The sequence below is a fragment of the Streptomyces sp. SLBN-118 genome, from assembly GCF_006715635.1.
Classification (GTDB): Bacteria; Actinomycetota; Actinomycetes; order Streptomycetales; family Streptomycetaceae; genus Streptomyces.
Window position 1 is genome coordinate 484476 of record NZ_VFNP01000001.1, and the last position, 24468, is coordinate 508943.

General features: G+C 68.8%; 20 protein-coding genes and 1 pseudogene. 11 read left to right on the forward strand and 10 right to left on the reverse strand.

Annotated features, from left to right (window positions below; genetic code table 11):
* Window positions 1–29 precede the first annotated feature (29 nt).
* Window positions 30–392, reverse strand: coding sequence for a DUF485 domain-containing protein (locus tag FBY35_RS02350; protein ID WP_142212172.1), 363 nt, complete (start codon window positions 390–392; stop codon window positions 30–32).
* 303 nt (window positions 393–695) lie between these two features.
* Between FBY35_RS02350 and FBY35_RS02355 the strand changes: the two genes are divergently transcribed.
* Together FBY35_RS02355 and FBY35_RS36005 are read left to right on the forward strand one after the other, a co-directional pair.
* Window positions 696–3260, forward strand: a complete 2565-nt coding sequence (locus FBY35_RS02355; protein WP_160159203.1) for an AAA family ATPase — start codon at window positions 696–698, stop codon at window positions 3258–3260.
* On the forward strand, window positions 3257–3538 hold the full coding sequence (locus FBY35_RS36005; RefSeq protein ID WP_160159204.1) for a helix-turn-helix transcriptional regulator: 282 nt from the start codon (window positions 3257–3259) through the stop codon (window positions 3536–3538). The genes FBY35_RS02355 and FBY35_RS36005 overlap by 4 nt, the downstream gene beginning before the upstream one ends.
* 226 nt (window positions 3539–3764) lie before the next feature.
* On the opposite strand, the gene FBY35_RS02365 is transcribed toward FBY35_RS36005, so the two are convergent.
* Window positions 3765–4124 carry a hypothetical protein gene (locus FBY35_RS02365; protein ID WP_142212174.1) on the reverse strand — a complete coding sequence of 120 codons (360 nt, stop codon included), beginning with the start codon at window positions 4122–4124 and terminating at the stop codon, window positions 3765–3767.
* A 442-nt stretch (window positions 4125–4566) separates the two neighbouring features.
* On the opposite strand from FBY35_RS02365, the gene FBY35_RS02370 reads away from it, so the two are divergent.
* From FBY35_RS02370 to FBY35_RS02385, 4 genes are all read left to right on the forward strand, one after another.
* The gene (locus FBY35_RS02370) at window positions 4567–5133 is read left to right on the forward strand and encodes a hypothetical protein (RefSeq protein ID WP_142212175.1); all 567 of its coding nucleotides are present in this window, start codon (window positions 4567–4569) and stop codon (window positions 5131–5133) included.
* 167 nt (window positions 5134–5300) lie between these two features.
* Window positions 5301–8081, forward strand: coding sequence for an AAA family ATPase (locus FBY35_RS02375; RefSeq protein WP_142212176.1), 2781 nt, complete (start codon window positions 5301–5303; stop codon window positions 8079–8081).
* 233 nt (window positions 8082–8314) lie between these two features.
* Window positions 8315–9436: a terpene synthase family protein gene (locus FBY35_RS02380; protein WP_142212177.1), complete on the forward strand. Its 1122-nt coding sequence runs from the start codon at window positions 8315–8317 to the stop codon at window positions 9434–9436.
* 40 nt (window positions 9437–9476) lie between these two features.
* A complete protein-coding gene (locus FBY35_RS02385) occupies window positions 9477–10925 on the forward strand; it encodes a cytochrome P450 (RefSeq protein WP_142212178.1) in 1449 nt (482 codons plus the stop codon).
* Window positions 10926–10961: 36 nt separating this feature from the next.
* Here the strand turns inward: FBY35_RS02385 and FBY35_RS02390 are convergent, their stop codons facing one another.
* Together FBY35_RS02390 and FBY35_RS02395 are read right to left on the reverse strand one after the other, a co-directional pair.
* Window positions 10962–11546, reverse strand: a complete 585-nt coding sequence (locus FBY35_RS02390; protein ID WP_142212179.1) for a YceI family protein — start codon at window positions 11544–11546, stop codon at window positions 10962–10964.
* Window positions 11547–11613: 67 nt separating this feature from the next.
* Window positions 11614–12573 (reverse strand): DUF6745 domain-containing protein, encoded by a 960-nt coding sequence (locus FBY35_RS02395; protein WP_260848479.1) that lies wholly within the window; start codon window positions 12571–12573, stop codon window positions 11614–11616.
* On the opposite strand from FBY35_RS02395, the pseudogene FBY35_RS02400 reads away from it, so the two are divergent.
* Window positions 12496–12954, forward strand: a pseudogene (locus FBY35_RS02400) (oxidoreductase C-terminal domain-containing protein); the annotation flags it as partial. The gene FBY35_RS02395 and the pseudogene FBY35_RS02400 overlap by 78 nt on opposite strands.
* 114 nt (window positions 12955–13068) lie before the next feature.
* On the opposite strand, the gene FBY35_RS02405 reads toward FBY35_RS02400, so the two are convergent.
* Window positions 13069–14514, reverse strand: a complete 1446-nt coding sequence (locus FBY35_RS02405; protein WP_142212180.1) for a glyceraldehyde-3-phosphate dehydrogenase — start codon at window positions 14512–14514, stop codon at window positions 13069–13071.
* A 323-nt stretch (window positions 14515–14837) separates the two neighbouring features.
* On the opposite strand from FBY35_RS02405, the gene FBY35_RS02410 reads away from it, so the two are divergent.
* Entirely contained in the window at window positions 14838–15626 is a 789-nt protein-coding gene (locus FBY35_RS02410; RefSeq protein WP_142212181.1) for an Fpg/Nei family DNA glycosylase, read from the forward strand.
* An 81-nt stretch (window positions 15627–15707) separates the two neighbouring features.
* On the opposite strand, the gene FBY35_RS02415 is transcribed toward FBY35_RS02410, so the two are convergent.
* The 4 genes from FBY35_RS02415 to FBY35_RS02430 form a co-directional block, all read right to left on the reverse strand.
* Window positions 15708–15929, reverse strand: coding sequence for a hypothetical protein (locus FBY35_RS02415; RefSeq protein ID WP_142212182.1), 222 nt, complete (start codon window positions 15927–15929; stop codon window positions 15708–15710).
* An 882-nt stretch (window positions 15930–16811) separates the two neighbouring features.
* Window positions 16812–18560: a S8 family serine peptidase gene (locus FBY35_RS02420; protein ID WP_142212183.1), complete on the reverse strand. Its 1749-nt coding sequence runs from the start codon at window positions 18558–18560 to the stop codon at window positions 16812–16814.
* 684 nt (window positions 18561–19244) lie between these two features.
* Window positions 19245–19484 (reverse strand): hypothetical protein, encoded by a 240-nt coding sequence (locus FBY35_RS02425; RefSeq protein WP_142212184.1) that lies wholly within the window; start codon window positions 19482–19484, stop codon window positions 19245–19247.
* A gap of 632 nt (window positions 19485–20116) precedes the next feature.
* The gene (locus tag FBY35_RS02430) at window positions 20117–20308 is read right to left on the reverse strand and encodes a hypothetical protein (RefSeq protein WP_142212185.1); all 192 of its coding nucleotides are present in this window, start codon (window positions 20306–20308) and stop codon (window positions 20117–20119) included.
* Window positions 20309–20477: 169 nt separating this feature from the next.
* Between FBY35_RS02430 and FBY35_RS02435 the strand changes: the two genes are divergently transcribed.
* Window positions 20478–21509: a LacI family DNA-binding transcriptional regulator gene (locus FBY35_RS02435; protein ID WP_222123095.1), complete on the forward strand. Its 1032-nt coding sequence runs from the start codon at window positions 20478–20480 to the stop codon at window positions 21507–21509.
* A gap of 108 nt (window positions 21510–21617) precedes the next feature.
* Here the strand turns inward: FBY35_RS02435 and FBY35_RS02440 are convergent, their stop codons facing one another.
* On the reverse strand, window positions 21618–22769 hold the full coding sequence (locus FBY35_RS02440) for an RICIN domain-containing protein (protein ID WP_160159205.1): 1152 nt from the start codon (window positions 22767–22769) through the stop codon (window positions 21618–21620).
* Between the two features lie 182 nt (window positions 22770–22951).
* Between FBY35_RS02440 and FBY35_RS02445 the strand changes: the two genes are divergently transcribed.
* Both FBY35_RS02445 and FBY35_RS02450 read left to right on the forward strand, forming a co-directional pair.
* Window positions 22952–23827 (forward strand): substrate-binding domain-containing protein, encoded by an 876-nt coding sequence (locus tag FBY35_RS02445; protein WP_160159206.1) that lies wholly within the window; start codon window positions 22952–22954, stop codon window positions 23825–23827.
* Window positions 23828–23910: 83 nt separating this feature from the next.
* Window positions 23911–24468 carry a GNAT family N-acetyltransferase gene (locus FBY35_RS02450; RefSeq protein WP_142212188.1) on the forward strand — a complete coding sequence of 186 codons (558 nt, stop codon included), beginning with the start codon at window positions 23911–23913 and terminating at the stop codon, window positions 24466–24468.

Here is a 24468-nt window from a genome sequence, read left to right on the forward strand (position 1 = left end):
CGTGCCGTTCCCGAGAAGTCCAGGGCTGTTCACACCTCACCTCGGGCCGGGGCGAGAGGGGCGATGGCCGGCTGCGCGGCGAACCGCAGCGAATCGGCGAGCGGGTCCAGTCGCTTCTTCGCGTGACGGGTGTAGAGCCAGGCGATGACGAAGGTGGAGGCGAACTGCGCCAGACCCAGCAGCAGGGCGATGTTCACATCCCCGATGACCTTGGTGGCCACCAGGTGCGGTGCATAGGTGCACAGGACGACGTAGAACACATAGAAGAGCAGAAACGCACCAGTCATCGAAAAGCTGAAACGCCTGAAGCGGCTGCGAAGTTCGGCGAAGCTCTTGGTGTCGCGTATGTCCGAGTACTGCGTTTCCTGAGGCGGTTCGGGCGGGCTGGACATGAATCTCCGTACGTGCTGATGAGTTGGGGACAGAGGGATGCCCGGCAAGTGCGCGGGGCGAAGCTCTCCACGGCCGGTGCCGGAGGCTTGTGACGTCGGCGTGCACCGAGGGTCGATCTGATCTCATCAGTGGCCGACGCGCTACGACCAGCGTTACGCACCGTAAGGTCTAGATCTTTCGGTGAGGCTGTGGTCTCTTTCGGTAGGTCCGCCCGTGCCGCGGTGCAAGAATCTGTCAGCGGCATCCGAGCCACGGAGAGCCGTGAAGGGGGACAGGCGATATCCATGCAGTACGCAGCACACATGACCACCACGCCCGGGCAGCGGGACACCGCGATTCCGGGTGCGCCTCCCAGCTCGCCCGGCATGGTCCCCGATCTGATCGGACGGGAGGCGGAACTCGCGGAACTTCGGTCCCTGTTGGGGATTGACGACCCTGCGATCACGGACCGTGACCACATGTTCGTCCTTGTACGGGGCGGCTTCGGCAGTGGGAAGAGCGCCCTCCTGCGCGCCCTGCTCGATGAGGTGCGGGCCGACGGCAGGACAGTGCTCGAAGCCTGGGCCGATCCCGGCGACAGCCGCACCGACCACGCCGTGCTGCGGCAACTGCTCGAATCGGCCTCGCCCGCCCCCTGCGCTCGGGCCTCCGGCGAACCGCCCGAGGACAGCGCGTATCAACGGAGCCTGAACGCCGTGGTCGCCCGGCCGGCCGCCGACGGGCGCCGGCCTCTGATCTGCGTGGACGACCTGCAGTGGGCGGACGCGGCCTCGCTCCACCTGCTCCGGCGGTTGATGCGCCGGGCCGACGGCTCTCCGCCCGCCGTCATCGCCTCGCTGGGCCCTGGCACATCACCCGACGAGGACGCGCTCGGCGCCCTCCTGCCACTCTTCCGCGACCACGTCGGCCTTCCCCCGCTCACCCCGCACGTGACAGGAGAACAGCTCGCCCGGACCCTTGGGCACGACGTCGGCCGGCCGTTCCTCGACGCATGCCAACAGGCAACGGACGGCAACCACTTTCTGCTGCGTTCCCTCCTTGGCGTCCTTGCCGCCGCACCCCCGCAGCAGAGGCCCGATCCTGCCGACGGTGAGCGGACCGCGTCTGTCGCCTTCGGCGCGCTGCTGCCCGAACTCGCGCCCGCCGTCCGGTCGTTGCTCCGCGGCACCGGAGCCCACTGTGAAGCCGTGGCCGGTGCGGTGGCGGTCCTCGGGTCCCCTCAGCCGGTGGAACTCATCGCCGAAGTCACCGCAGTGCCGCAGCCCGCCGCCGAGGACGCAGTGCACACCCTCGTACGTGCCGGGATCCTGCACCAGCGCGGGCAGGGCGTGGGCATCGCCGCCTCGCTGCTCTCGGACGCCGTTGAACAGTTCGTACCGCCCAGTCGACGCCAAGAACTCCACGCCGGCGCCGCCCGTTTCCTGCTCGGTCGAGTCGCCGCGCCCGAGCAGGTCGCCCGCCATCTGCTCCACTGCGCCCCCGGGCAGCCATATGCACCCGAGACCCTACGCAGGGCAGCGGTCGAGGCGAGTGACGCCGGGGCCCACGACCGTGCCGCCCTCTATCTGCGACGCGCCCTGCGTGAACCACTGACGGAGGAGGAGCGGGCGGCGGTTCTCTGTCTGCTCGGCGAGGCAGAGCTCGAATCAAGCGTCCCGTCCGCCATAGGCGAACTGCGCCGCAGCCTCCAGCTCAGCAAGGGCCCCAGCGAGCAGACGTCGGCCGCCCGCCGACTGGCGGGCGCGCTGTTCGCCCTCGACCGCTATCTCGACGCCCTGAACGTCCTGGAACGAACCAGCGCCGCCCTACGCCCGCTCGACCCCTCGTACGCGCTGCGCCTGGAGATCGACTTCCTGTTCATCAGCCTGGTCGAGCTCGCCTCCGCCGCACGTGCCTATCCGCGGCTGATGGACCTGGCCATGACGGACGCGTCCGGAACCGCAGTCGAACGTCCCCTGGCCGCATTGCTCAGCCTGCGCGGAGCGATGGTGGGAGAAGACGCGGAGGAGGTGATCCGGCTGGCCCGCGTGGCGCTGGGCCACGGCTTGGCGCCGGCAGACGACGAGTCGGTCGTCTACCACTGCGCAATGCTCGCAATCGGTGCCGCCGGCCGCCCCGACCTTGCATTCGATTACGCGGAGGCGGCCATCGACGAGGCGCGAGCCGGGGGCGCGGTCTTCCAGTACGCGCATGCCATCGCCATACGCGGCAACGCCAACGCGCGGCTGGGCCGCACTTTGGAATGCGAGGCCGACGCCGATGCCGCCCTGGAGGCGTTGCTGGAAGTGGGAGTGCCGCTCGGAGCCAGCCACACGGTGTTCGCCGTCGCGACCCTCGTCGAGTCGCTGACCCGGCAGGGCCGCACCGAGGAGGCACAGTCCCTCCTGGAGCGCAGCGGCATGGACGGGCAGCTCCAGCCGTACTGGATCAACGACTATCCGCTGCTCGCGCGTGGCTGGTTGCGCGTGGAGCAGGGCCGGCTGGAGGAGGGCGTCGCCGACTTCCTTGCCTGCGGTGCCCGCACGGTGGCCCGCAATATGCCGGCCCCCGGCTTCTACCCCTGGCGGTCCGAGGCAGCGCTGGTGCACGCGCGGCTTGGCCACGCCGAGGATGCCGTGCGTCTCGCCGAGGAGGAGGTGGCGCTCGCCCGGCGATGGGGCGTCCCGGAGATGACGGGGTCGCGCTGCGCGCCCTGGGAATCGTCACCGGCGGGCCCGAGGGCCTACAGATGCTCGACGAAGCGGTGGGCACGCTGGAGAGGTCACTTGCCCGCTTCCGGTACGCGCAGGCGCTGGCCGACCGCGGGGTCCTGGCCATACGCTGCGGCAGGATTGCGGAGGGCCGCGCGGACCTCCAGGAGGCGGTGAGCCTCGCCCATGCGTGCAATGCCGGTGTGGTCGCGGAGGGCGCGCTTCGGGAGCTGCGCGCCCTCGGCGACCGGCCCCGTACGCGCACCTTCCACGGTGTGGACGCGCTCACTCCGACCGAACGCAGGGTGGCCGATCTCGCCGCGGGTGGAATGACCAACCGGGAGATCGCCCAGCATCTCTTCGTCGGCCTGCGCACGGTGGAGATTCATCTCACCCATGTCTACGGCAAGTTGGGAATCAAGGGCCGTCAGGGACTGGCGGAGGCACTGCTCTGAACCATCTCGTCCTTCGGGCGACGCGATCGCGGGCGAGTGGTGAGCCAGTGGATGATCGCCCACGGTGCAGCGATGACCACGATCGCCGCGACGAGTGGCGGACCGCCGCCCAGGGTGGAGACGGCCCAGATGACGACTCCGGTCACGGCTGTGAGAATTCCGGCGGAGACCAGGAGAAGGCCGCGAACCAGCTTCTCTGCCGGGCGACGGGCTGCGCTGTTGGTCTTCACTTGCGGGTGCCGGGAGGGGTGCGGTGGAGCACGACTGAGTCCCAGGAGTCGAATTCCTGGTCGTCGAGGGGCGATTGGCACTCGCCCGAGTGCTCGGTAGCCGGCGTCCTCTCGGCGTACATGTTGTGCTGGACAGCGATGTAGAGGCTGCACAGGCTGAGCAACAGGGCGCAGGAGAGAACGACGATGACGGCGTTGTTGCCGTGCCGGTCGGCACGAGCGGGCACCGAGGGCGGCCACAGTACCTGTGGCGGCGCCGAACCGGTCGCGGTGACCGGCGCCTCGGCGGGTACCGGCGAAGTCCGGTGCACCACCGGCGGGTTCTCGGCGGTTGCGGGTTGTGGGGTGTGCGGCATGGTGCTCTTCTCATCGTGCGTGGGTCACGGGCCCGTAGGGTTGCCCGTCGCCGCAGGGCTCTCCCGGGAGTCGGGGGCGCCTGCCTGGCTCGATCCCACCAGCGGGCGCCGGGCCATGGCCAGGATTACGCACCGTAAGATCCAGATCTTTCGGGCGAGGGTCCGGGGCTTTCGGTGGAGCCACTCGGCAGTGTGTACCTGCGGCGACGCCGGCCGCCGTGAACCCGATGTGGCCCGGCACCGTCCGGCTCTGCCTCGAGAACGGGGGCTGGGCTGAAACCTGCAATGCAAGATCTACCAACAGCCTTGACTATTCAAGGGCGATGAGACCGTGGCAGGCCCCAGCCAACGCTGTTTCAACTGCCGAGCTGGTGGCTACTCACCTGGATCTGAGTAGCCACCCCCACGCCACGCGCCTGACCAGCCCTCTAACCTCCGCACCATGAAATCTGTTCAGGTTCGTTCGATTGTGGCGCTCATGGGCGGCCTGCTCGTCGTGGCCATGTCCGTGGCCGGCTACCGCCTCTGGAACGGGGAGCCGTATCCGGCCGCCGATCCCGACCAGGTCGCCACGCGGCTCAAGCAGGAAGCCCAGCGGGTGTACAGCGAGCTGGCCCTCCCCGGGCAGCCCGACGTGAGCTCCAACGGCGTGGAAACAGGCACCTGTTATTACCGCGGACTGCGGTCCCTGGCCCATGTGGACGAAGGCCGCAGCGACGTGAGCAGCTTCGGACTCCAGTGGCGTGTTACGGACGTCCCGAGGAACACCGCCCGCACCGGCCAGGAGCGCGTCCGCCGGCGCCTGGAACAGGAGGGTTGGAAGCTCACCAGCGAGAACGTCTCCGGTATGGGTTTCAGGTTCGAGCGCCCGGACACCGACGAGAAGGTCGCTGTGGACTGGCACCAGCCCACCGGAACGCTTGCCGTGAGCGTCTACGCCCCATGCGGGAAACTCCCGGACCACTTCGACCAGTACAGATGGCCTGAGTCCGAGTGGAGCCCCAAGTGACGGCCCGACAGGGGCGCACCGGCCGTTCCTCCACAGGGCGGCGGGAGTGTAACGCGCGGATGCTCATGAAATACGAATACACCGCAGTTCTGTCGCTGACGGTTGCTCCAGGGATACGCTGAGTCAACGATCAACACTTCGGCTGCACCGTGCCGGGAGGAAAACGGGTGGTCACCGATCAGACCGACACTCAGCGGATGGTGACCCGGATGGCAACGGGGCAGCAGCGCAAGCGGGGTGTGCGCCCCGTACCGAGGACGCTGGAGCGAGACGCTGAACTGTCCGTCGCTCAGATCGCGCTGGACGCGGTGAGCGGGCGTTCGGTGACGACCACCACGAGCCCCTCCGAGCGCCGCGGCGGACTTCTGGCCTTCACCGGGCCGGCCGGAGTGGGCAAGACGACCCTTCTCAACGAGGTGCGCCGGCGCGCGGCCGAGCGGCAGTGCACCGGGCTCTTCGCCAAGGGCGCCGAGCAGGAGCAGAGCCTTGCCTTCCATGTGGTACGCCAGTTGTTCCAGCCGCTGCTCGCCTCGTACTCCGAAAGCGAGCGCCGGGAGGTCCTGGGCGACTGGTACGGCATCGTCGGTCCGTGTGTCGGGCTGTGCCCTCCCGCGCCGGAGGGCGCGGCACCGGATCCGCAGGGTGTACGGGACGGCCTGGACTGGGTTGTCACCCATGTGGCCGTCCAGCGCGGCCCGTTGATCCTCGCGGTGGACGACCTCCACTGGGCGGACGCGGAGTCCGTCGCGTGGCTCGCGTCCTTCGCAAAGCGGGTGGAAGGGCTTCCAGTGCTGATGGTCGTCGCCTACCGCCCGGACGAACTCGGCGAGGTGACACGTACGTTCACCGACATGGCCGAGCGGATCCGGGCGCGTCCCCTGGACCTGGCGCCGCTCAGCCCGAGCGCCGTCGCGGAACTGATGCGCGAAGGCCTGGACACCGAAGCCGACGACAGCTTCTGCCAGGAGGCCTGGCTGGTGACCGGCGGCAACCCGTTCGAGACGGTTGAGCTGGTGGCGAAGGTGCGCGACCGCCGGCTTGTTCCCGTCCGGGACAACGCCTGCGCACTGCGGGACCTTGCCGCCGAGACCTGGCGCGGCGATCTGGTGGACCGGCTGAAGGAACTGGGCACCATCGCGATGCGGCTGTCCTGGGCAGTGGCCGTCCTCGGCTCCGAGGCAACCCCTCCCTTGGCCGCATCCATCGCGGCACTCGGCCGGGCCGAGTTCATTGACGCGGCGGACATGCTGCGAACGGAGCGGATCCTGACGTACGGGCCGCAGCTGGAATTCGTGCATCCGCTCATCGCGAGGGCGATCTACCGTGCCATTCCTTCCGCGACTCGCGTGGCTTTGCACGGCAAGGCCGCCTGGGAACTCGTCGAGCGGGGGCACGGCCCGGCCGCGGCGGCGCGGCACCTGCTGGAGACGCAGCCGGAGGGTGACGCCTGGGCTGCGGAGCAACTGTGTGACGCCGCCCGGGAGTACGTGAGGCAGGGTGCTCCGGAGGCGGCCCGTCGCTGTCTGAGCCGCGCTCTGTGCGAGCCCCCACCCGCTTCGCTGCGGGCCACGGTCCTGTACGAACTCGGTTCTCCCGCACTGATGCAGGACCCTGCGGCGACGGTGAACCATCTGCGAGCCGCGCTGGACGAGCCGGGTCTGTCGTCGTCGCTGCGGCAGAGCATCGTGATCCGTCTCATGCGAGCGTTGGCGTACTGCGACCGGCTGGCCGAGGCGTCGAACGTGGCGACCGGGGAGGCCGGCATGGCCTCGGACTCACGCGTGCGCCTGCGCATGTTCATGGAGCACTTCTTGGTGGCAGGGGTCACCTCCAACAGCCAGGAGGCCACTGTTCTGTCGCGTCGGCTCACCCTGCTCACCGGGCGGCTGTCCGGCCGGAGCCAGACCGAGCGCTACCTGTTCGGACTGCGCGGGTGGAATGCGATGGTGCGCGGCGAACCGGCGGCGACCGCCCTGTCGTACGCGGAGCGGGCGCTGGGGCCCGAGGGCATGAGCTGGACGGACGAGGAGTGGGGCTTCGAGGTCCCGTCGCTGGTGGCCCTCACCTTCCTGTACTGCGACCGGCCCGACCGGGCCGAAGAGCTGTATGCGGCGGCCATCGCGGAGTACGAGCGCCAGGGCTGGCGCGGGGTCCACCTCTCGCTCGGCTACAGCCTGCTGGGCTACATCCGCTTCTGGAAGGGCCAACTCACCGACGCCGAGGACTTCGTCCGAGCGGGGCTGCAGCTGGCCGATCGGCTGGGACCCGGAGGCACCCATGCCCAGTGCTATGCGCTCGGGGGCCTGATCGAAATTCTGATGGCTCGGGGAGAAACTGCGGCCGCCCAGGAACTGGCCGCAAGCCGTCGGTTCGGCAAGCCGTTCCCGGCGGTCGTGACCCTTCCGGACGCCCAGACCGTCCACGGCGAACTGCTGCTGGCCCGCGGCCTGGACAAGGAAGCCTGCGAGGAGCTGACCGAGGTGGGCAACCGCCTCGACCTGCGCGGCATGCGTAATCCTGCCTGGTGTCCATGGCTGCCCCACCTGGCGCTCGCCTCGCGTACGGCGGACGCCGCCCGGGCGGTGGGACTCGCCCAGGATGCGCTGCGGCGCGCCGAGCGATTCGGTACGGCAACGGCGGTGGGGCGGGCCCTGCGTGTGCTCGCCCGAGTGACCGAGGGGCCGCAGGGCATTGCTCTGCTACGGCGGGCCGTCCCTGTGCTGGAGACGGCGCCCTCGTCGTACGAGCTCGCGAGCGCACTGGTCGAGCTCGGAACCGCGCTGCGCCGTGCCGGACGCCTTGGCGAGGCCGCAAAGCCCCTGCACCGGGGAGTGGACCTGGCCGGCCGGTGCGGAGCCGGCGGTGTGGCGGCGCAGGCCCGCGACGAACTGGTCGCCGCGGGGCTGAGGCCGCGCCGCTTAGACGTGACACCGCCCGAATCGCCTTAGGGCGCGCCCTACAGGGAGTGAACGGCGCACGTGAGGACGCATGCGCGGGGCGTGCGCCACCTCGTGGGCGTGAGTGCGCCATGGGCCCGCATCTTCGGTTTCCGTCAGCGGTGTGCGGCGCAGGATCCATCACGGCGCGAAACGAGAGTTCATGTTCACCACCCCCTGTTCCTCGTCTCGCTCCGCTGGAGGGGGAAATGCTCACTGCTGCGACGGGTGCCGAGGACCATTCCTTGACCGAGTTCTTCCTGCCCGAACTGCCCCGGCTTCTTCCGGTTGCCTACCACCCCAAGGCGGCACAGATCGAGTTCTGGTCCAACGGCTGGGTGCGCCGCCAACTCGGCGACTGCTTCGCACGCGAGGAGGACCTGCTGTCTTTCCTTCGCCAGCGGAACGGGCTGTACGGGCCGCTCACCGTGCCGGACGCCAACGAGCGGCGGACGCTCGACGTCACCGACTGGTACCAGTACGTCACCGTCATCGACAGCTCGGCTTCGGACCGCTCGGCGCTGGGAGCCGACGAGGCCGACGCCCGCGCGGTGTTCGCCGGAATCATGGCGGCGTTCCACGGCGGCCCGGGCGGGGACGAGGCCCACCCGTACGCTCGTGCAGGCAAAGACCTGTGGCGACGTATCAGCCCCGCACTTTCGCCCGCGCAGACACGGCGGTTCACAGACGCGCTGGAGGCGTTCATGCGCGGGTGCGCCACCGAGATCGGTTACAAGCTCGCATCCCGCGTGCCGGACTACGCGACCTGCATGGCCGTGCGCATGGACAGCTTCGGCTGCGGCTTCATCCGGCTGATGACCGAGTACGCGGCTGAGGTCGACATGACCGCAGACGAGCCGCTGCTCAGGGACGTGCACACATACGGCATGCGACAGATGATCACCGTCAACGACCTGCTGTCCTGGCGCAAGGAGCATGCCCAGGAGGACAAGATGACCCTGGTCCGTGTCCTCATCGAGCGCGACGGGCTCGGTCTGCAGCAGTCGGTCGACCGGCTCTGTCGGCTGGTCGAGCACCATGAAAGGGCCTATCTCGAGGCACGGGACCGGCTGTTGCACGGGCCGCACGGCTCGCGCGCGGACATCCGCGCCTACCTGCGCGGGCTGGACCACCTCATCGGCGGCAGCCAGGAATTCGAGTACCTCACGCCTCGCTACTTCGGCGACGGCTATGTCTGGGACGGCTCCACATCGGGCTGGATCAGCCTCACCGCTCCCGTCGCCAGACTCCGGCCCCAGTCCCCGCCCCCGCCCCCGCCCCCGCCCGGTCGGGGGCCAGGCAATGATCCCGGCGCCTCACTCGCAAGCAGCACAGGCCGGCCCGAGCCTTCCATGACAGGGATTTGAAACCTTGGCACCCATACGACCCACATGGCTGAGGCCTCGTATGCCGGCACCGGTCGCTCCCCCGCGGACAGCGGCAGGCACCGCCCCCGGCAAGATCCCCGTCCTCGGCCACGCGATTGCCCTGCTACGGCAACCGCTGGAATTCCTCACCTCCCTGCCCGCTCACGGCGACCTGGTCGAGGTGCGCCTTGGCCCACGCCGGGCCTTCATGGTCTGTCGGCCCGAGCTCGCACAGCAGGTCCTGCTGAACCCGCGTACCTTCGACAAGGGCGGCCCGTTGTTCGAGGCGGCCCGGCTGCTGGTGGGTAACGGCCTGGTCACATCCGGCTGGGCCGAGAACCGGATCCAGCGCCGACTCGTACAGCCCGCCTTCCACCCCGGCCGGATGGCGGCGTACGTCGGCGTGATGCGCGAAGAGATCGACGACGCGCTCGCTGCATGGGAGACGGACCGGGCCTTCGACCTCAACGCCGCGCTGCACGCACTCACGATCCGCGTCACCATGCGCACCCTTTTCTCAACCACCATAGGCAGCCGAGCCGTTGCCGAGGTGCAGCACTGCCTGCCTGTCGTCCTCGGCGGCATCTACAGGCGGATGATCGCGCCGATAGGTCTGCTGCACCAACTCCCCACCCCGGGCAACAGGCAGTTCGACCAGGCGCGTGCGAGACTGCGCACCATCATCGACGCGACGGTCCAGGCCCGCCGGAGTTCCGGGTCGCACAACGAGGACCTGGTGTCGATCCTCATCGGTGCCCAGGACGAGGAGAACGGCAAGAGCTTCACCGACGACGAGATCCGCGACCAGGTCATGACGCTGCTGATCGGCGGAACGGAGACGACCGCGAGTGCCCTCGCGTGGGCTCTCCACCTCCTGGGCCGGCACCCAGAGGCCGAACAGGAGTTGCAGACGGAAGTCGACGCCGTCCTCGGCGAACGTATGCTGCCCGACTTCCACGACCTGCCCGCGCTCGACTACACCCGCCGCACCATCACCGAAGCGCTGCGCCTCTACCCGCCTGCCTGGATCCTCACCCGGACGACAACCGTCGCGACCGAGCTGGCGGGCAAGCCGCTGGCTCCCGGCACGATCGTCCTGTTCAGCCCGTACGTCCTCGGCCGCGACCCCCATGTCTTCCCCGACCCCGAGCGCTTCGACCCTGACCGCTGGCTTCCCGGGCGCGTGTCGTCGGCACAGCGCGGCGCCATGGTTCCCTTCAGCGCAGGCAGCCGCAAATGCATCGGTGACAGCTTCGGCATGGCCGAAGCGACGCTTGCGCTCGCCGCCGTGAGCGCGCGCTGGCAGCTCCGGCCCGTGCCCGGCACGGTTGTCCGGCCGAAGCCGAAAGCTGCCCTGAACACCGGGCCCCTCCTCATGCTCCCCCGGCAGCGGGCCCGCCCAGCGCAGCCTGCCGCGTGTCCTGGCCGATGCGACGGTTGCAATGACCAGGGCGCGGGTCCGGCCAGGTTGCCGGGCCCATGCGTCTGAAGGACGGCGGGACGTCAGGCGGTCCGTCCGCAGCGCCTACTCCGGGGATTGCCCGGCGTCGGGTGCCGGTTCCAGTTCAGTCACCTCGAACTCGATCCGAACCTCGTCGGCCAACCGCAACGCGCCCAAGAACGCGCTGTAGGGCTTGATTCCCCAAACGGATTGCGTGACGGTTGCCCAGCCATGCAGCAGCGCACCGCCATTGGCGCCGCCGTGAACCGTCACCGGGTGAGTCGAGCCCTTGAGGGTGAGGTCCCCGGTGATCTCGAACGACCCAGGCGTTCCCGCGATCCGGGTGGAGCGGAAGGTGATCACGGGATGCCGGGCGGTGTGCAACAGGGCCTCGCCCCCCAGCGTCCGTTTGATCTCGGCCCGGTCGGAATCGGTGAGTGGCTTCAGCCCGCCCGTCCCCTCCCGGACGTCCAGCGAGCCCGTCTCGATCGTCACGGTCACCGACGACTTCTCTGGATCGCCGACGACTACCGTCGCGTCCCCGGACCATCGGGTGGCCTCGATCGTAAGGTCGTGTCCCGCCCTGCGGCCGAGCCCGGTCCGGCTGGTCTTGATCAGCAGCCGGCCGGTCGACGGTCCGAGGCGGTAGTTTCCGTCGGTCAGTGTCACAGCGCTCACTGTACGTGGCGGGTGCGGCCAGACTTTCGAGGCACCCGTTCCGGCGCGTCCGATCCGCTCAAGTCTGGCGCACCGGTTCGTACACCTCCTGGCCGAGCCCGAACGTCCAGGCCACGCCCTCCTTCGCGGTCCTTGTCGTGGGCGGCACACGCAGCCAGTACGTACGGTGCGTGCCGTCCGGCTCGGGGGTGGAGTTGACCACCTCGACCATCACCACGTCCTCGTCGCCCTCGAGGGCGATCCGCCAGAGGATGCCGGTCTCGTCGCGGTGCACCGGCCGGGCATCCGACTCGCTCAGATAGCGGTCGTAGCCGTAGAACTCCAGCATCACGCGGCGCAACTCCGCGTTCTCCTCGGCCCGTATGTGTGCGGGGGTCAGTGAAGCCAGCTCGTCGAGGAACGCGGCGGATACCGGCATGCCCCGCCACGCGTACAGCGCGAAGTCGTCCGGGAAGGCCAGGGCCGGGCCGTCGCCACGGTCGAGGCGTCCGTCCTCGTCGCGATGCAGCTCAACCGGTCGCTCGCTGATGACCACCACGTTTTCGTAAGGCCACCACCATCCGGCGTTCCTGGCCACTTGCGCCAGTCCCGAGAGCCGCTCGCCACGGCCGTCGAACGCCGCGAGCCAGGCCGCGTCGTGCTGGCCGAGCACCGCGTCGAGGAGACGCAACCGCACGTCGGACTCGTCTTCCGGGCGCTCCACGAGCTCCGCGACGATTCCTGTACGTATCCGCTCGGCCAGTTCCCTCGTGGTGTCCCACAACTGCGCGCCGGTCGCCGACCACAGCGCGCACCAGCCCTGGGGACCCAACTCGTCGTGCAGACGGCGTCGCTCATCGGCCCATGGCCGGGTGCGGATCTCGTCGCGCACTGCTCCAGTCGCTCCTCCAGGCCGAAGGCATGCCGCTGGCCGGCTACGCCGAGCGCTTCGGCACCGCGCCGCCTGCGGTCCTCCCACCCCGACATCTACGCCGCCGGGGACGTCGCGAGCGCGTTCCACCCGCTGCTCGGCAAGCACATCCGCGTCGAACACTGGGCCAACGCCCTCAACCAGCCCCAGACCGCGGCCAGGGCCATGCTCGGCCAGGACGTGATCTACGACCGTATTCCGTACTTCTTCACCGACCAGTACGACCTGGGCATGGAGTATTCCGGCTCCGTCGAGCCCGGCGGCTGCGACCAGGTGGTCTTCCGCGGCAGGCCCGAGACCCGCGAGTTCGTCGCCTTCTGGCTCGGCGACCGGAGTCGGGTACTTGCGGGCATGAACGTCAACGTCTGGGACGTCATCGAGTCGATCCGCGCCCTCGTGACCTCCGGTCACCCGGTCGACCCCGCGCGGCTCGCCGACCCCGACGTACCTCTGACCGACCTTCTCGACCGCACCGATACCACTGGGTGACACCGGACAAGGTGGATCGGCCGGCCATGGTCGCGGGAGCGGGCGGGCGGCGATGGGAGAGCCATCCCACCGCCGCCCGCCTGCCGGGACACCGGATTGGTGAGTCCGCCGAGATCAGACCAGCGGGGCCGGGAACGTCGGGTACTCCACCCCGGAGACATGCTGGACGACGCGGATGACCTGGCAGGAGTAGCCGAACTCGTTGTCGTACCACAGGTAGAGGATCGCGTTGTCACCGTCGACCTTGGTGGCGCCCGCGTCGACGATCGAGGCGTGGCGCGAACCGATGAAGTCGCTCGAAACCGCGTCGGGGGCGGTGGTGAAGTCGATCTGGCGCTTGAGCGGCGAGGTCAGCGACACATGGCGGAGGTAGTCGAGCACCTCTTCGCGGGTGGTCTCGCGGCCGAGCCGCAGACTGAGGATCGCGATCGAGACGTCCGGCACCGGCACGCGGATCGAACTGCCGGTGATCGGCGCCTTGAGGTCGGGCAGCGCCTTGGCGACGGCGGAGGCGGCACCCGTCTCGGTGATGACCATATTCAGGGGCGCCGAGCGGCCGCGACGGTCGGCCTTGTGGTAGTTGTCCAGCAGGTTCTGATCGTTGGTGAACGAGTGGACGGTCTCCACGTGGCCGCGCAGGACGCCGTACTCGTCCGCCATCGCCTTCAGCGGCGGAACGATCGCGTTCGTGGTGCACGAGGCGCAGGACAGGATCTGCTCGTCCGGCTTGATCATGTCGTGGTTGACGCCGTGCACGATGTTGGGGACGTCACCCTTGCCCGGCGCGGTCAGGACGACCTTGTCGATGCCGGGGCGCAGGTGCTCCGACAGACCCTCGCGGTCGCGCCACCTGCCGGTGTTGTCGATGAGGATGGCGTCCTTGATTCCGTACGCCGTGTAATCGACCTCGGACGGATCGTTGGCGTAGATCACCTTGATCTCGTTGCCGTTGGCGACGATCGTGCTGTTCGCCTCGTCGACAGTGATGGTGCCCTGGAACTGGCCGTGGATGGAGTCGCGGCGCAGCAGCGAGGCGCGCTTGACGATGTCCTGGTCGCCGCCCTGGCGGACGACGATGGCACGCAGCCGCAGGCCGTTGCCGGATCCGGCCTTCTCGATGAGCAGGCGGGCGACGAGACGACCGATACGGCCGAACCCGTAGAGGACGACATCGCGCGGCTCGCGGCGCTCGATCTTGTTGACACCCGTGGCGCCGACGACGGCCTTGGCGGTGAACTCCTTCACCGACAGACCGCGGTCGTCGGTCTTGTACGTCGCGGCGAGCATGCCTATGTCGATCTGGGACGGGCCGAGATCGAGCGCGGTGAGAGCCTGCAGGAACGGCAGCGTCTCGGTGACCGAGAGCTCCTCACCGTCGATCTGCCGGGCGAATCGGTGGGTCTTGAGGATGCTGACCACCGACTTGTTCACCAAGGAGCGGCTGTGAAGCAGGACTGTGACGTCCCGCTCCCTGTGCAGCTTCCCGATGATGGGGATCATCGACTCCGCGATCTCCTCGCGGTTCTTCCAGTTGGTGAACGAGTCGTCATTGACAGTCACAGGTTTATCTTTCGAGCTAGGCGGCGCTCACATGCTAACCCGCCGCCACTTTGATCATTCAAACGGTGCCGCCTGAGCGGGACGGCGTGACCTGGACCACGAGCCGTCGGCGCCGCCCGGCAGACCAGACGCAGACGCAGACGCACAATGGTCACGATGGGGCCGCCGTATGGATTGGCTCAGCCCGGGCGACGTGCGCGATCGCACGGGCATCGCTCGGCGCGCGGGCACTGTGGATCGCCTGGTGGTGATCCATCCGCGATGCAATCCTGGGATATACGGCCCACCGCACAGAGTGAGTACAAAGATCGACGGGTGACGTCATGCCCGAGCTGCCCGACGTCGAGGGGTTCCGGGAGGTCCTCGCGTCCTGTGCGCAAGGCAAGCGGATCACGCGGGTCGACGTGTACGACGCGGGCGTCCTGCACGGGGTGAGCGCGGCGAGGCTGAGCCGCGACCTGGAAGGTCACCGGTTCACGGCACCAGCGCGGCACGGCAAGTGGCTGCTCGCCCGCACCGACGGGCCCACCGTGCTGCTGCACTTCGGCATGACCGGACAGCTGGTCTGCTGCCGCGAGGCGGACCGGCCCGATCCGCACGACCGCGTCGTTTTCACCGTCGGCCGGAACCAACTGCGCTACCGCGACCAGCGCAGGCTGCAGGGCCTCTGGCTCGCCGACGACGCAGACACCGACGTTGCGCGCATCCTGGACGACCAGGGCGTTGACGCGATGTCAGTGAAACGGGCCGAGTTCGACGAGTTGTTGTCCCGGCGGCGCGGCCGCATCAAGTCGGCCCTGACCAATCAGTCCGTGCTCGCCGGGCTCGGCAATCTGCTGGCCGACGAGATCCTGTGGCGCGCCCGCCTGCATCCGGCCCGCCGGGCCGACCAACTGACCGGCGACGAGCTCCACCGGCTGCACACCGAGATGCGCCGTACCCTGCGCTCATCGGTGCACGCCGGCCGCGTACCCACCCGGAAGTCCTGGCTCACCGGCCGCCGCGACGACGCCGACCCGACCTGCCCGCGTTGCGAAGCGCCGCTGTGCCGCACGCGGGTCGGCGGCCGCGGCACTGTGTGGTGCCCCCGGTGCCAGCCGGACATGCCATGACCGCGGTACGTCCATGAGCCCGTTGCGCCTGCGCGGGAACCCCCATTAAGACGGCGGTCAGCCTGATGAGGACAAACCCCGTCAGGGCGGCGACTCGTTCCACACCTGCGGGCCGCCGCCCCGCCACTCGATGATCTCTGACCGCGCCACGTCGTCAGCGTCCAGGCCTTCCAGCCCCGCTCGCCGCAGGAACTCGGCCACGTCCGCCAGATTGTGTGCGAGGCCAAGGATCTCCCCATCCACGCGCACCCGCCGACCACCCGTCGGCGACGGCGGATAAACGATCACAGGCAGCCCGGCCATACCTCCAGCGTGCGCCAGATCGCCCGTCACAGCACTTCGCCGATTGCCTTCGCGCGCTCCTCCGGGTCGATCATCGCCTCCACGGCGTCCACGGCGTCGATCACGCGCTGAGTCTCCTGGGACCTTCGCTTGGCGCCCACGCTGGGCGCTGCGGTCCTCAGCGCCCTCCCGCTCACGATCCTCTCTCGCGTATTCCCGAGCGTGCCGACGAAAGCGCGAAGCGCTCTTCTGGGCCAAGAAGAGGTGCGCCATCGAGTGTCCAGCGATCACCAGGTTGGCCACCGGCGCCAACACAACCCAAGCGAAGCCGAAGATCAGAGCAAGTGCACAGCCCTCAGCAACGCCGGGGGCAGGACCAGCGTCTGGCATGGCGAGCCACCTCAATGACAGGTACTCGGCCACGAAGAGCGCAAAGGCAGACGTCACAGCACCGAGTACGTACAGCAGGACCAACAAGCCCTTCAACACCTGCTGGCGCTGCTCCAACTGCAGTCGCTCAACTTCCTCGACCTGCTCACGCGATGGCGCTGAGCCGTCCATACAAATCTCCCGCATCATTCGCCACGGGCGGGCAGCCGCCTCAAAGACGGCGCGGACACGAGGCTCGTACTTCTCCATCTCGACTGCAGCCACCAAAAGGACCACAGGCGCCACTGCTGCAACTGTCGCTGCCTACGCTTCGCTCATTCTCACCAGGCCAGTGTGGTTATCTCCCAACGTGGCTGCAGGCGAAGGCGGAAGAACACTGAACGCCCAGTCAAATTCAGCCGGGCGCTGCGGTGGCCACTTGCGGCGTGTCGGAGCGGTTCGCGCCGTGCTCAGCAGAGGTCCCGGGGAGAAAGGCGAACCACCCCTCCCCGGGACCCGTTTGCGCGTGTGCTCCTAGAAGGTCAGGTTCCAGGCGTCGATCTTGCCGGTGTCCTGGGAGGCCAGGTCAGCGACACGCAGCTTCCACGTTCCTGCCGCCACCTCCGAGGAGGCGTTCACCGAGTACGTCTTGGCGACGTTGTCGCTGCCGTCGTTGTTCGGGAAGTCCTCCAGGGTGTAGACCGTGCCGTCGGGGGCCACCAAGGAAAGTACGAGATCGCCGCGGTACGTGTGCTTGATGTCCACCCCCACCTTCAGCGTGGCCGGGGCGTTGCCGCTGACGCCGGTCACCGTGATCGGGGACTCCACCGTGCTGTTGTCGGCGACGGCGACATCGGCGGTGTTCTCGAAGTACGCGCCGGGCGGCGGGGTGCCGCCGACGGCTTTGAGCGCGTCGACCTGACCCTCGCCGAAGAAGCTGTTGACGGTGGTCGTGCCCGTGCAACGGCTGTCGGAGGGGCAGGCGGTGTCGGTGGCCTGGGTTGCCAGCCTGGTCCGCAGGTCGGCCGGCGTGGCGGCAGGGTCGGCGCTCGCCAGCAGCGCCGCCACGCCCGCGACGTGCGGGGAGGCCATCGAGGTGCCGTTCATGGTGCCGTACTTGCCGCCGGGCAGCGTCGAGTAGACCCCTGACGCGCCGTCGCCTCCCGGGGCGGCGACGTCGATGATGCTCCGGCCGAAGTTGGAGTACGAGGCCTTGACGTTGCCGTTGCCCATCGCCGCGACGGTCACCACGCCCGGCAGTTCGGTGGGGATGTCGATGCAGGCGTTGGTGATGGTGCGGGTGACCGGGGTCGAGTCGTTCGGGCTCGAGGTGTCGGTCCGCTTGTTGGCCAGGTCGTAGTTGGAGTTGCCCGCTGCCGCGATCTGCAGTGAGCCCTTGTTCTCCGCGTACTCCTGCGCCCGTTTCACACCCTCGATGATGGCCGCCTGGTCGGCGTTGTCCGGGCAGTTGAACATCCACGGGTCGGTGTAATAGCTGTTGTTGGTGACCTTGAAGCCGTGGTCGCCCGCCCACATGAACCCGCAGACGGTGTTCTCGGCGAAGAACATGCTCGTGTCGGGCTCGGCGATACGGACCGAGGAGATCTTCACGCTCGGCGCGACGCCGATGACGCCCTTGCCGTTCTTGGCGGCCGCGATCGTGCCCGCGACATGCGTGCCGTGATCGCCGACGGGGCGCCAGGCGCCGGTGCGGGTGTCGGCCTTGCCGTAGGCGCAGGAAACGGAGTCGGCGGCGTCGAAGTTGGGCGCGATGTCCTGGTGGAGGTCGTCGACGCCGGTGTCCAGGACGCCGACCTTGACGGCCGGGGAGCCGGTGGTGACGGCCCAGGCCTTGTCAGCCTTGATCTGGGTCATGTCCCAGCGGTTGGACTCGGTGAGGGTGGTCGTCGATTGCGTGGGAGTCGCGGGCAGCGCGGGGTTGTACGCATCGGCCGGGACGTCCGACGTCCGCGTGGCGCCCACCAGTTGGACGCCGCTGACGCCGCGCATGGTGCCGGCGAAGGCCGAGGAGGCCGAGTGCGCCACGATCACGCCGATCGCGTCGTAGTTCGCGAAGACCGTGCCGCCGTTGTTGGTGACGGCCGTCCGTACGGCCGAGGTGTCTCCCGGCGCGGTGATCACCAGATAGGCGCGGGTACCGGCGGCCCACGCGGCCGGGGACGACACAGCAGCCGCTGAGGTTCCGGACGCGACCGGGGAGGCGTGCGCCGCCCCGACGGGGTTCGCGAGCGCCACGGCCGCTCCAAGGGCAGCCGTGGCCACGAGCGAGCGTCTCAGTCGGCTGGATATGAGGGTATGCAAGGCATCCTCCGAGAGCCCGGTGGCGCGGGTTGCACCGAACCGGGCCGAGTGTGGGAAGTGGTGAACGCAAGATGTCAGAAATCAGCCCTGGATGGAAAGAGTTCGATCACACAAGTGCCCTTCCCTGAAGGGCGATTGGCAGCGAACCCGCACCTGCGGTACTACGCGGACGGCCTGCCGGCAGCGGTTGAGACCGACGAACCCGCACTGTCGCCGAGCCCGGCACCTGGGCGGCGCGCTTTCGTCCATGCGGTTCCGTGGCGAGCAGGAGCTGTCTGCCGGCCAGTGGGCGAGGATCGCCGTCGCGCGCGCCCGTGCTGTTGTGACGAACCGACCGCGAGCATGGACCCGAAAGCCGAACACGTCGTCCACCAGGCGGTTTTGCGTGGCAAGCGCAGGGCGGACCAGATCACGTGCCCATCTCGCACCGGCTTGCGAGCGTCGTGGAGGTGCGATCGCATCTACGCCTTCGACGGCGGCCGGATCACCGAATCCCACGCGCACCGGTAGCTGATGGTCCTCGGCGGCGCGTACGCGGAGATGTTCACCTTCAGGCGGCGGGCTGCCGCGCCCCGACGGCCACGGAGCAAGGAAGACGTATGAGGATCCCTCGGTCCGCCCCGCTGCGCGTCCCAGCCGACTCGGTCACACGAGCCTTGTCCCCTGGCTGCCGTCTGCCGCGGCAGGCTGCTCGGGCGATGGCGTGTGCGGGGTCTCGGGGACCTCATGGGCCGCGGGGATCGACGGGAATGGCGATCTGGCGCCGAACAGGCGCTCCTCGAACACGTCCATCGCAAGCACAAGCACAAGCATCAGGACCGGAACGAGCAGCGCTATCACGGCCAGTACCACCGTCGCCTCCCAGAAATGCGGTGGGGAGGGCACTTCGGTGCCTTCCCGCGCTGGACAGGGGGGGTCGTTTGTCAGGACTGCGTGAACAACTGCGTGACTGGACAGGTGCGTGCACCGGCGTTGCATCCGAGCCGGGCAGGGGACGTGCTGTCGACACCGGGCTCTGCTTGACATCGTCACCCGGACGGGTGCCGCCCGAAAGCGGGTGTACGCCCCGCCGGGACACCACCGGGCCGCCTTGCAGCCGCGTCGTCGCCCAAAGGGCAAGGCAGACGCGCCCCCAGCGTGCGTACAGACGCCCACGGAGAGATAGCCCAGTCGGGTGACGCGACCGTCGACGACGGCATGTGCCTGAAAGGCAGAGTCCCGGCGTCGGCCCCATTCGTCAGACGTGCAGACGCCCCCGTGAACGCTCGCCCCGGCACGGCGAGGCCGTCATCACATGGGAAACGGAGATCACACCCATGGCCAGTCTTCCGACCTCGGGGCCCCATCCTCAGCCAGACTGCCGGGTGGCGGCGACAGCGTCACCGCTGCCTGCGAACGGATCCAGGTAATCGCCTCGGCCAGCTGGTCACGAAGACACATACCGCCGCCGGACGCGGCTGCGCCGTCACCCGAGTCCACCTCGTCCGAAAAGTCCTGACCAGCCATTCCTGAACCTCTCAAGCGAGCCGACCTGCGACGGCCAGCACCACAGTGGCGGCAACGGTTGCCGCCGAGCAGATGACCATGGCGGCCCGGCTGCACCGGCCTGCGCGCGCGACAACGGCGTCCAGGTCGCCTCGCTCGGGCTCGAGCCAGGAAGCCACAAGCAGGGCCGCATACGGCACATCGCCGTGACCGCGAGGATCCATGCCCTGCACAACGCGTGATCAAGAATCACGACAGCATCAGCCACCTCGACATCACCCGCTCAGCCCACGCTCCGGAATGCGGCCCTCACAGGAAACGGCTCTCGCCGCCGATCTCACGTTCTCGGAGCTATCGTGACCGCGTTCCTGGTCGGTGACAGCGGGGGGACGGGTGACGATCGAGTCGGAGCGAAGACCCACACTGGCCCGCATCGCCGAATTGGCGGGCGTGTCGGTGCCGACGGTGTCCAAGGTGCTCAACGGCTACCGTGACGTCTCCGTGCGAACCCAGGAGCGGGTCGAGCGAATCATCGCCCAGGAGGGGTACGTACGTCCGTCGAAGCCTCGTGACGGAGCGGGCGCGCTGCTGGACCTGGTGATCAACGACCTGGACAGCGCCTGGGCCGCCGAGATTCTCACCGGTGCCGAAGAGGTGGCGCGGGAGCACCGGATGCACCTCGTGCTCAGGGCGGTCCATACCGACGCTCCGCCTGCGCTCGGCTGGTTGGAGGCGCTCGGCGCGCGAGGCTCGCGCGGGGTGATCCTCGTGCTGTCGGATCTCACGGCCGTCCAGCGCAGGGAGCTGCGCCGGATGTCGATCCCGTTCGTCGTGGTCGACGCGGTCGGCGGTGCGGATCCCCCGGCGAACTCGGTCACTGTGACCAATCGGCACGGTGGTTTCAGCGCTGCCCAGCACCTGATCTCCCTGGGGCACAGCCGGATCGCCGTCATCGGCGGCCCCGAGCACCTGTCCTGCACGCGGGAACGAGTGGCGGGCTACCGTGACGCGCTCAAGGTGGCCGGGCTGCGATGCGATCCGCGCCTGATCCGCTACGGCCCCTTCCGGCACGAGGAGGGTTACCGGCAGGCCTGCGCGCTGCTGGAGCTGCCGACTCCTCCGACCGGGATCGTCGCGGGCAACGACGTTCAGGCGCTGGGGGCTTATCAAGCCCTCAAGGAGCACCGGTTGCGCGTTCCGTCCGACGTGAGCGTGGTCGGGTTCGACGACGTGCACTTCACGCCGTGGACGTCGCCGCCGCTGACGAGCGTCCGACAGCCCCTTCGGGACATGGGCGCGCTGGCGACCAGGATGCTCGTCACGCTGGTCAACGGTGGGCAACCACCGGTTGCTCGCATCGAGTTGGCAACCAATCTCGTGGTGCGCGAGAGCACGGGCCCCGTCGCGGCATCACGGTCGCGGTGACCACTGCCCGGAGGCGTGGGCCGGGCGCTGTCCGCCCGCCCGACTCGTCGCGGGGCGGCGGTTCGCTGCCGGGACGCCGCCGGGCAGCGAACCGCCGCCCCATCGAGGTCAGTTCTCGAACCGCCACTGCTGCTGCGGCTGGGACCCGCCCCCGCAGTCCCAGATCTGGAGCGCAGTGCCGTTCGCAGTCCCGCGCTCGACAGCATCCAGGCACTTGCCCGACTGGGGGTTGCGCAGTTTGCCGTTGGCGTCCCTGACCCAGCGCTGCGCGCCGTTGCCCGGCGAACACGACCACAGGTGCACCCGCGTGCCGTTGGCGGTGCCGCCGCCCTGAACGTCCAGGCACTTGCCGGAGACCGGGTTCACCAGCGCCTCACCCTGCGGCTGCCACCGCTGGTTCGTGTCGCCCGAGCAGTCCCACAGCTGCAACGCGGCGCCGTCCCTGGTGCCCCAGTTCTCCACGTCCACACAGCGGTTACTGCCGGAGTTGACGATCTTCTGAGCGCCAACGCCGCCACCACCGCCCCCGCCGCCGTTGGCGGTGAAGGCGAAGCGTTTCACCGCCAGGTCCGTGCCGCCGACCCACGGCTCGAACCCGGCCTGGACGCTGGTCATGTACCAGCGCCCGTTGATCTGGCCTCGGTTGGCCGCGTCGTGGGTGAACGCCTTGATGCTGACGTTGTCCAGGAGGTTGGTGGGCTGCTGACGGACGTAGGAGATGACGTTCCAGCCGATGTTGCCGATCCACACGTCCCAGTTCGCCCCCTCGATCCAGGCGGTGCCCATCTTGGACCCGATCGGCTGAGGGCGGCCTCGGTGGTTGGCCCAGATCATCAGCTCGGCACCGTAGTTCTGCCCGCTCGGGTTGGGGTTGGCGTCGAACCACAGGTCGAAGGAGGCGTTCCACTCCCCCGAGTCCGGGGTGCTGATGTCATAGGTGGCGCGCGGGTCGCCGAAGTCGCTTACCTTCAGCGGAAGGCCGCTGTTGGCCGAGCAGTTGCCGTAGTGGCAGCCCTTGTACACCGACGGGTAGCCGGCGGGGACGCCGTTGGTCGGGTTGTTGTGGTCGGCCCGGGTGATCCGGAAGCCGGTGCCGTCCGCGCTGATGCACTGAGTCGTGTCCGCGCCCCAGCGGTTGTTCTGCACGATGATCTCACCACCGGCGAGCTTGGCGGTGCCGACCCGGTCGCAGATCTCGACGGCGGCCTGCGCCGACGGGCCGACAGCCGTTGTGCCACCCGCGATGAGCAGGGCGCCCATTAACACCCGTATGGCCTTCTTCCACTGTCGCATGGGGTCCTTTCCATAGAATCGGCTTCAGGGTTGGGAGCGCTCCCAGAGAGGGGAATCTAATCGCTCCCCTGAGCCTCGACAAGCAGCTCAGCGGCTTTCGTGATACCTGGCCGCGGCCCGAAAGTTTTCGAAGTCGGAGGGGAACGGCGGTGTCCACGCGGGCGACGCAGAGCGGCAGCCGGGCCACCCTGGTCGACCTGGTGACCGGAGAACCGGACAGCTCCTGGGTCGCGGAACTGCTTGCCGGAATCGAACAAGTCGCGCATGAGCACGGCGTCGGAGTGGCGTTCCACCCAGTGCACTACCGGGCCACACCGGGCATGGACTGGCTGGATTCGCTGGCCGAACGCGGAACCGCGGGCATCATCGCCGCACGCACCGGCTTGAACGCCTACCAGCGCCGCGAGATCGCCGGGCGCGGAATCCCGGCCGTCCTCGTCGATGCCACCGATCACTCGGACGACGCGCTGCCTTCCGTCACAGCGACCAGCCGGCACGGTGCGCTGACCGCCGCGCAGCACCTCACAGGACTCGGTCACCGGCGGATCGCGGTGATCGGCGGGCCGTCCGGATCCCATTTCGCCGGCAGCCTCGTCGCCGGCTACCGCGAAGCGCTGACGGTCGCCCATATCCCGTACGACCCGTTCCTCGTCCGGTTCGGCGGCTTTCGCCAGGAGGAAGGCCACCGACACGCCTGGTCGCTGCTGAGGGCGCGAACACCACCGACCGCCATCCTCACGGGCAGCACCACGCAGGCCCTGGGTGTCTACAAGGCCTCAAGGGACTTGGGAGTTCGCGTGCCGGACGGGCTCAGCGTCGTAGGTTTCGACGACCTGACCCACGCGTCATGGATCTCGCCGTCGCTCACCACCGTCCGCCGGCCGTTGCGGGAGATCGGAGGGGTGGCGATGCGCATGGTCACGACCTTGATGGACGGCGGCGAACTCACCGTTGTCCGTGCGGAACTTGCCACCCATCTGGTCCTTCGCCACAGCACCGCCGCACCACACCGGCGGACCAGGTGACGCAGCCGTCGGGAGTTGCGAGCGGCGGGACGACAGACCCGTGCGAGGATCCGAGGACCGCGCGGCCACAGTGGAGGATGAGAATGTTCGCGATGTCCCTGGGTGACGGAGCCGAGCTGAGGCCCCTGGAGCCCTGGCGGGCCGACGAGTTCCTCGCTCACATGGACCGTGGCCGCGAATACATCGGCCAGTACGTCGGACTCCCCGATGTCGTGGCCGACATCGACTCCGCGCGGAACTGGCTCCAGAAGTACGCCGACAAGGCCGCGGCCGACACCGGCCGGCTCTACGGCATCTGGCTCGACGGGCTCCTTGTCGGTGGTGTCCTCTTAAGGATCTTCGACGCGGCTACGGGCAACTGCGAGGCCGGCTGCTGGCTGGAACCGGCCGCCGCCGGACGCGGTCTGGTCACCCGCGCGGTACGGCTGATCATCGACTGGGCGATCCAGGAACGCGGAATGCACCGTGTCGAGTGGCTCGTATCCTCCAAGAACACGCCGAGCATCAACGTGGCCAAGCGGCTCGGCATGAGCCTCGACGGCGTCCAGCGCGAGAACGACCCGTACCGGGGCGTACGGCAGGACACCGAGATCTGGTCGGTTCTCGCACCCGAGTGGCGTGCCGCGCAAAGGGCCCGGTGA

Bases quoted from the DNA above. Each gene is read 5' to 3' on its own strand.
- FBY35_RS02350 (WP_142212172.1), bottom strand. From the start codon at position 392: ATGTCCAGCCCGCCCGAACCGCCTCAGGAAACGCAGTACTCGGACATA.
- FBY35_RS02415 (WP_142212182.1), bottom strand. From the start codon at position 15,929: ATGGCCGGGCTGCCTGTGATCGTTTATCCGCCGTCGCCGACGGGTGGT.
- FBY35_RS02430 (WP_142212185.1), bottom strand. From the start codon at position 20,308: ATGGATCCTCGCGGTCACGGCGATGTGCCGTATGCGGCCCTGCTTGTG.
- FBY35_RS02365 (WP_142212174.1), bottom strand. From the start codon at position 4,124: ATGCCGCACACCCCACAACCCGCAACCGCCGAGAACCCGCCGGTGGTG.
- FBY35_RS02355 (WP_160159203.1), top strand. From the start codon at position 696: ATGACCACCACGCCCGGGCAGCGGGACACCGCGATTCCGGGTGCGCCT.
- FBY35_RS02440 (WP_160159205.1), bottom strand. From the start codon at position 22,769: ATGGGCGCCCTGCTCATCGCGGGTGGCACAACGGCTGTCGGCCCGTCG.
- FBY35_RS02385 (WP_142212178.1), top strand. From the start codon at position 9,477: ATGCCGGCACCGGTCGCTCCCCCGCGGACAGCGGCAGGCACCGCCCCC.
- FBY35_RS02370 (WP_142212175.1), top strand. From the start codon at position 4,567: ATGAAATCTGTTCAGGTTCGTTCGATTGTGGCGCTCATGGGCGGCCTG.
- FBY35_RS02450 (WP_142212188.1), top strand. From the start codon at position 23,911: ATGTTCGCGATGTCCCTGGGTGACGGAGCCGAGCTGAGGCCCCTGGAG.
- FBY35_RS02410 (WP_142212181.1), top strand. From the start codon at position 14,838: ATGCCCGAGCTGCCCGACGTCGAGGGGTTCCGGGAGGTCCTCGCGTCC.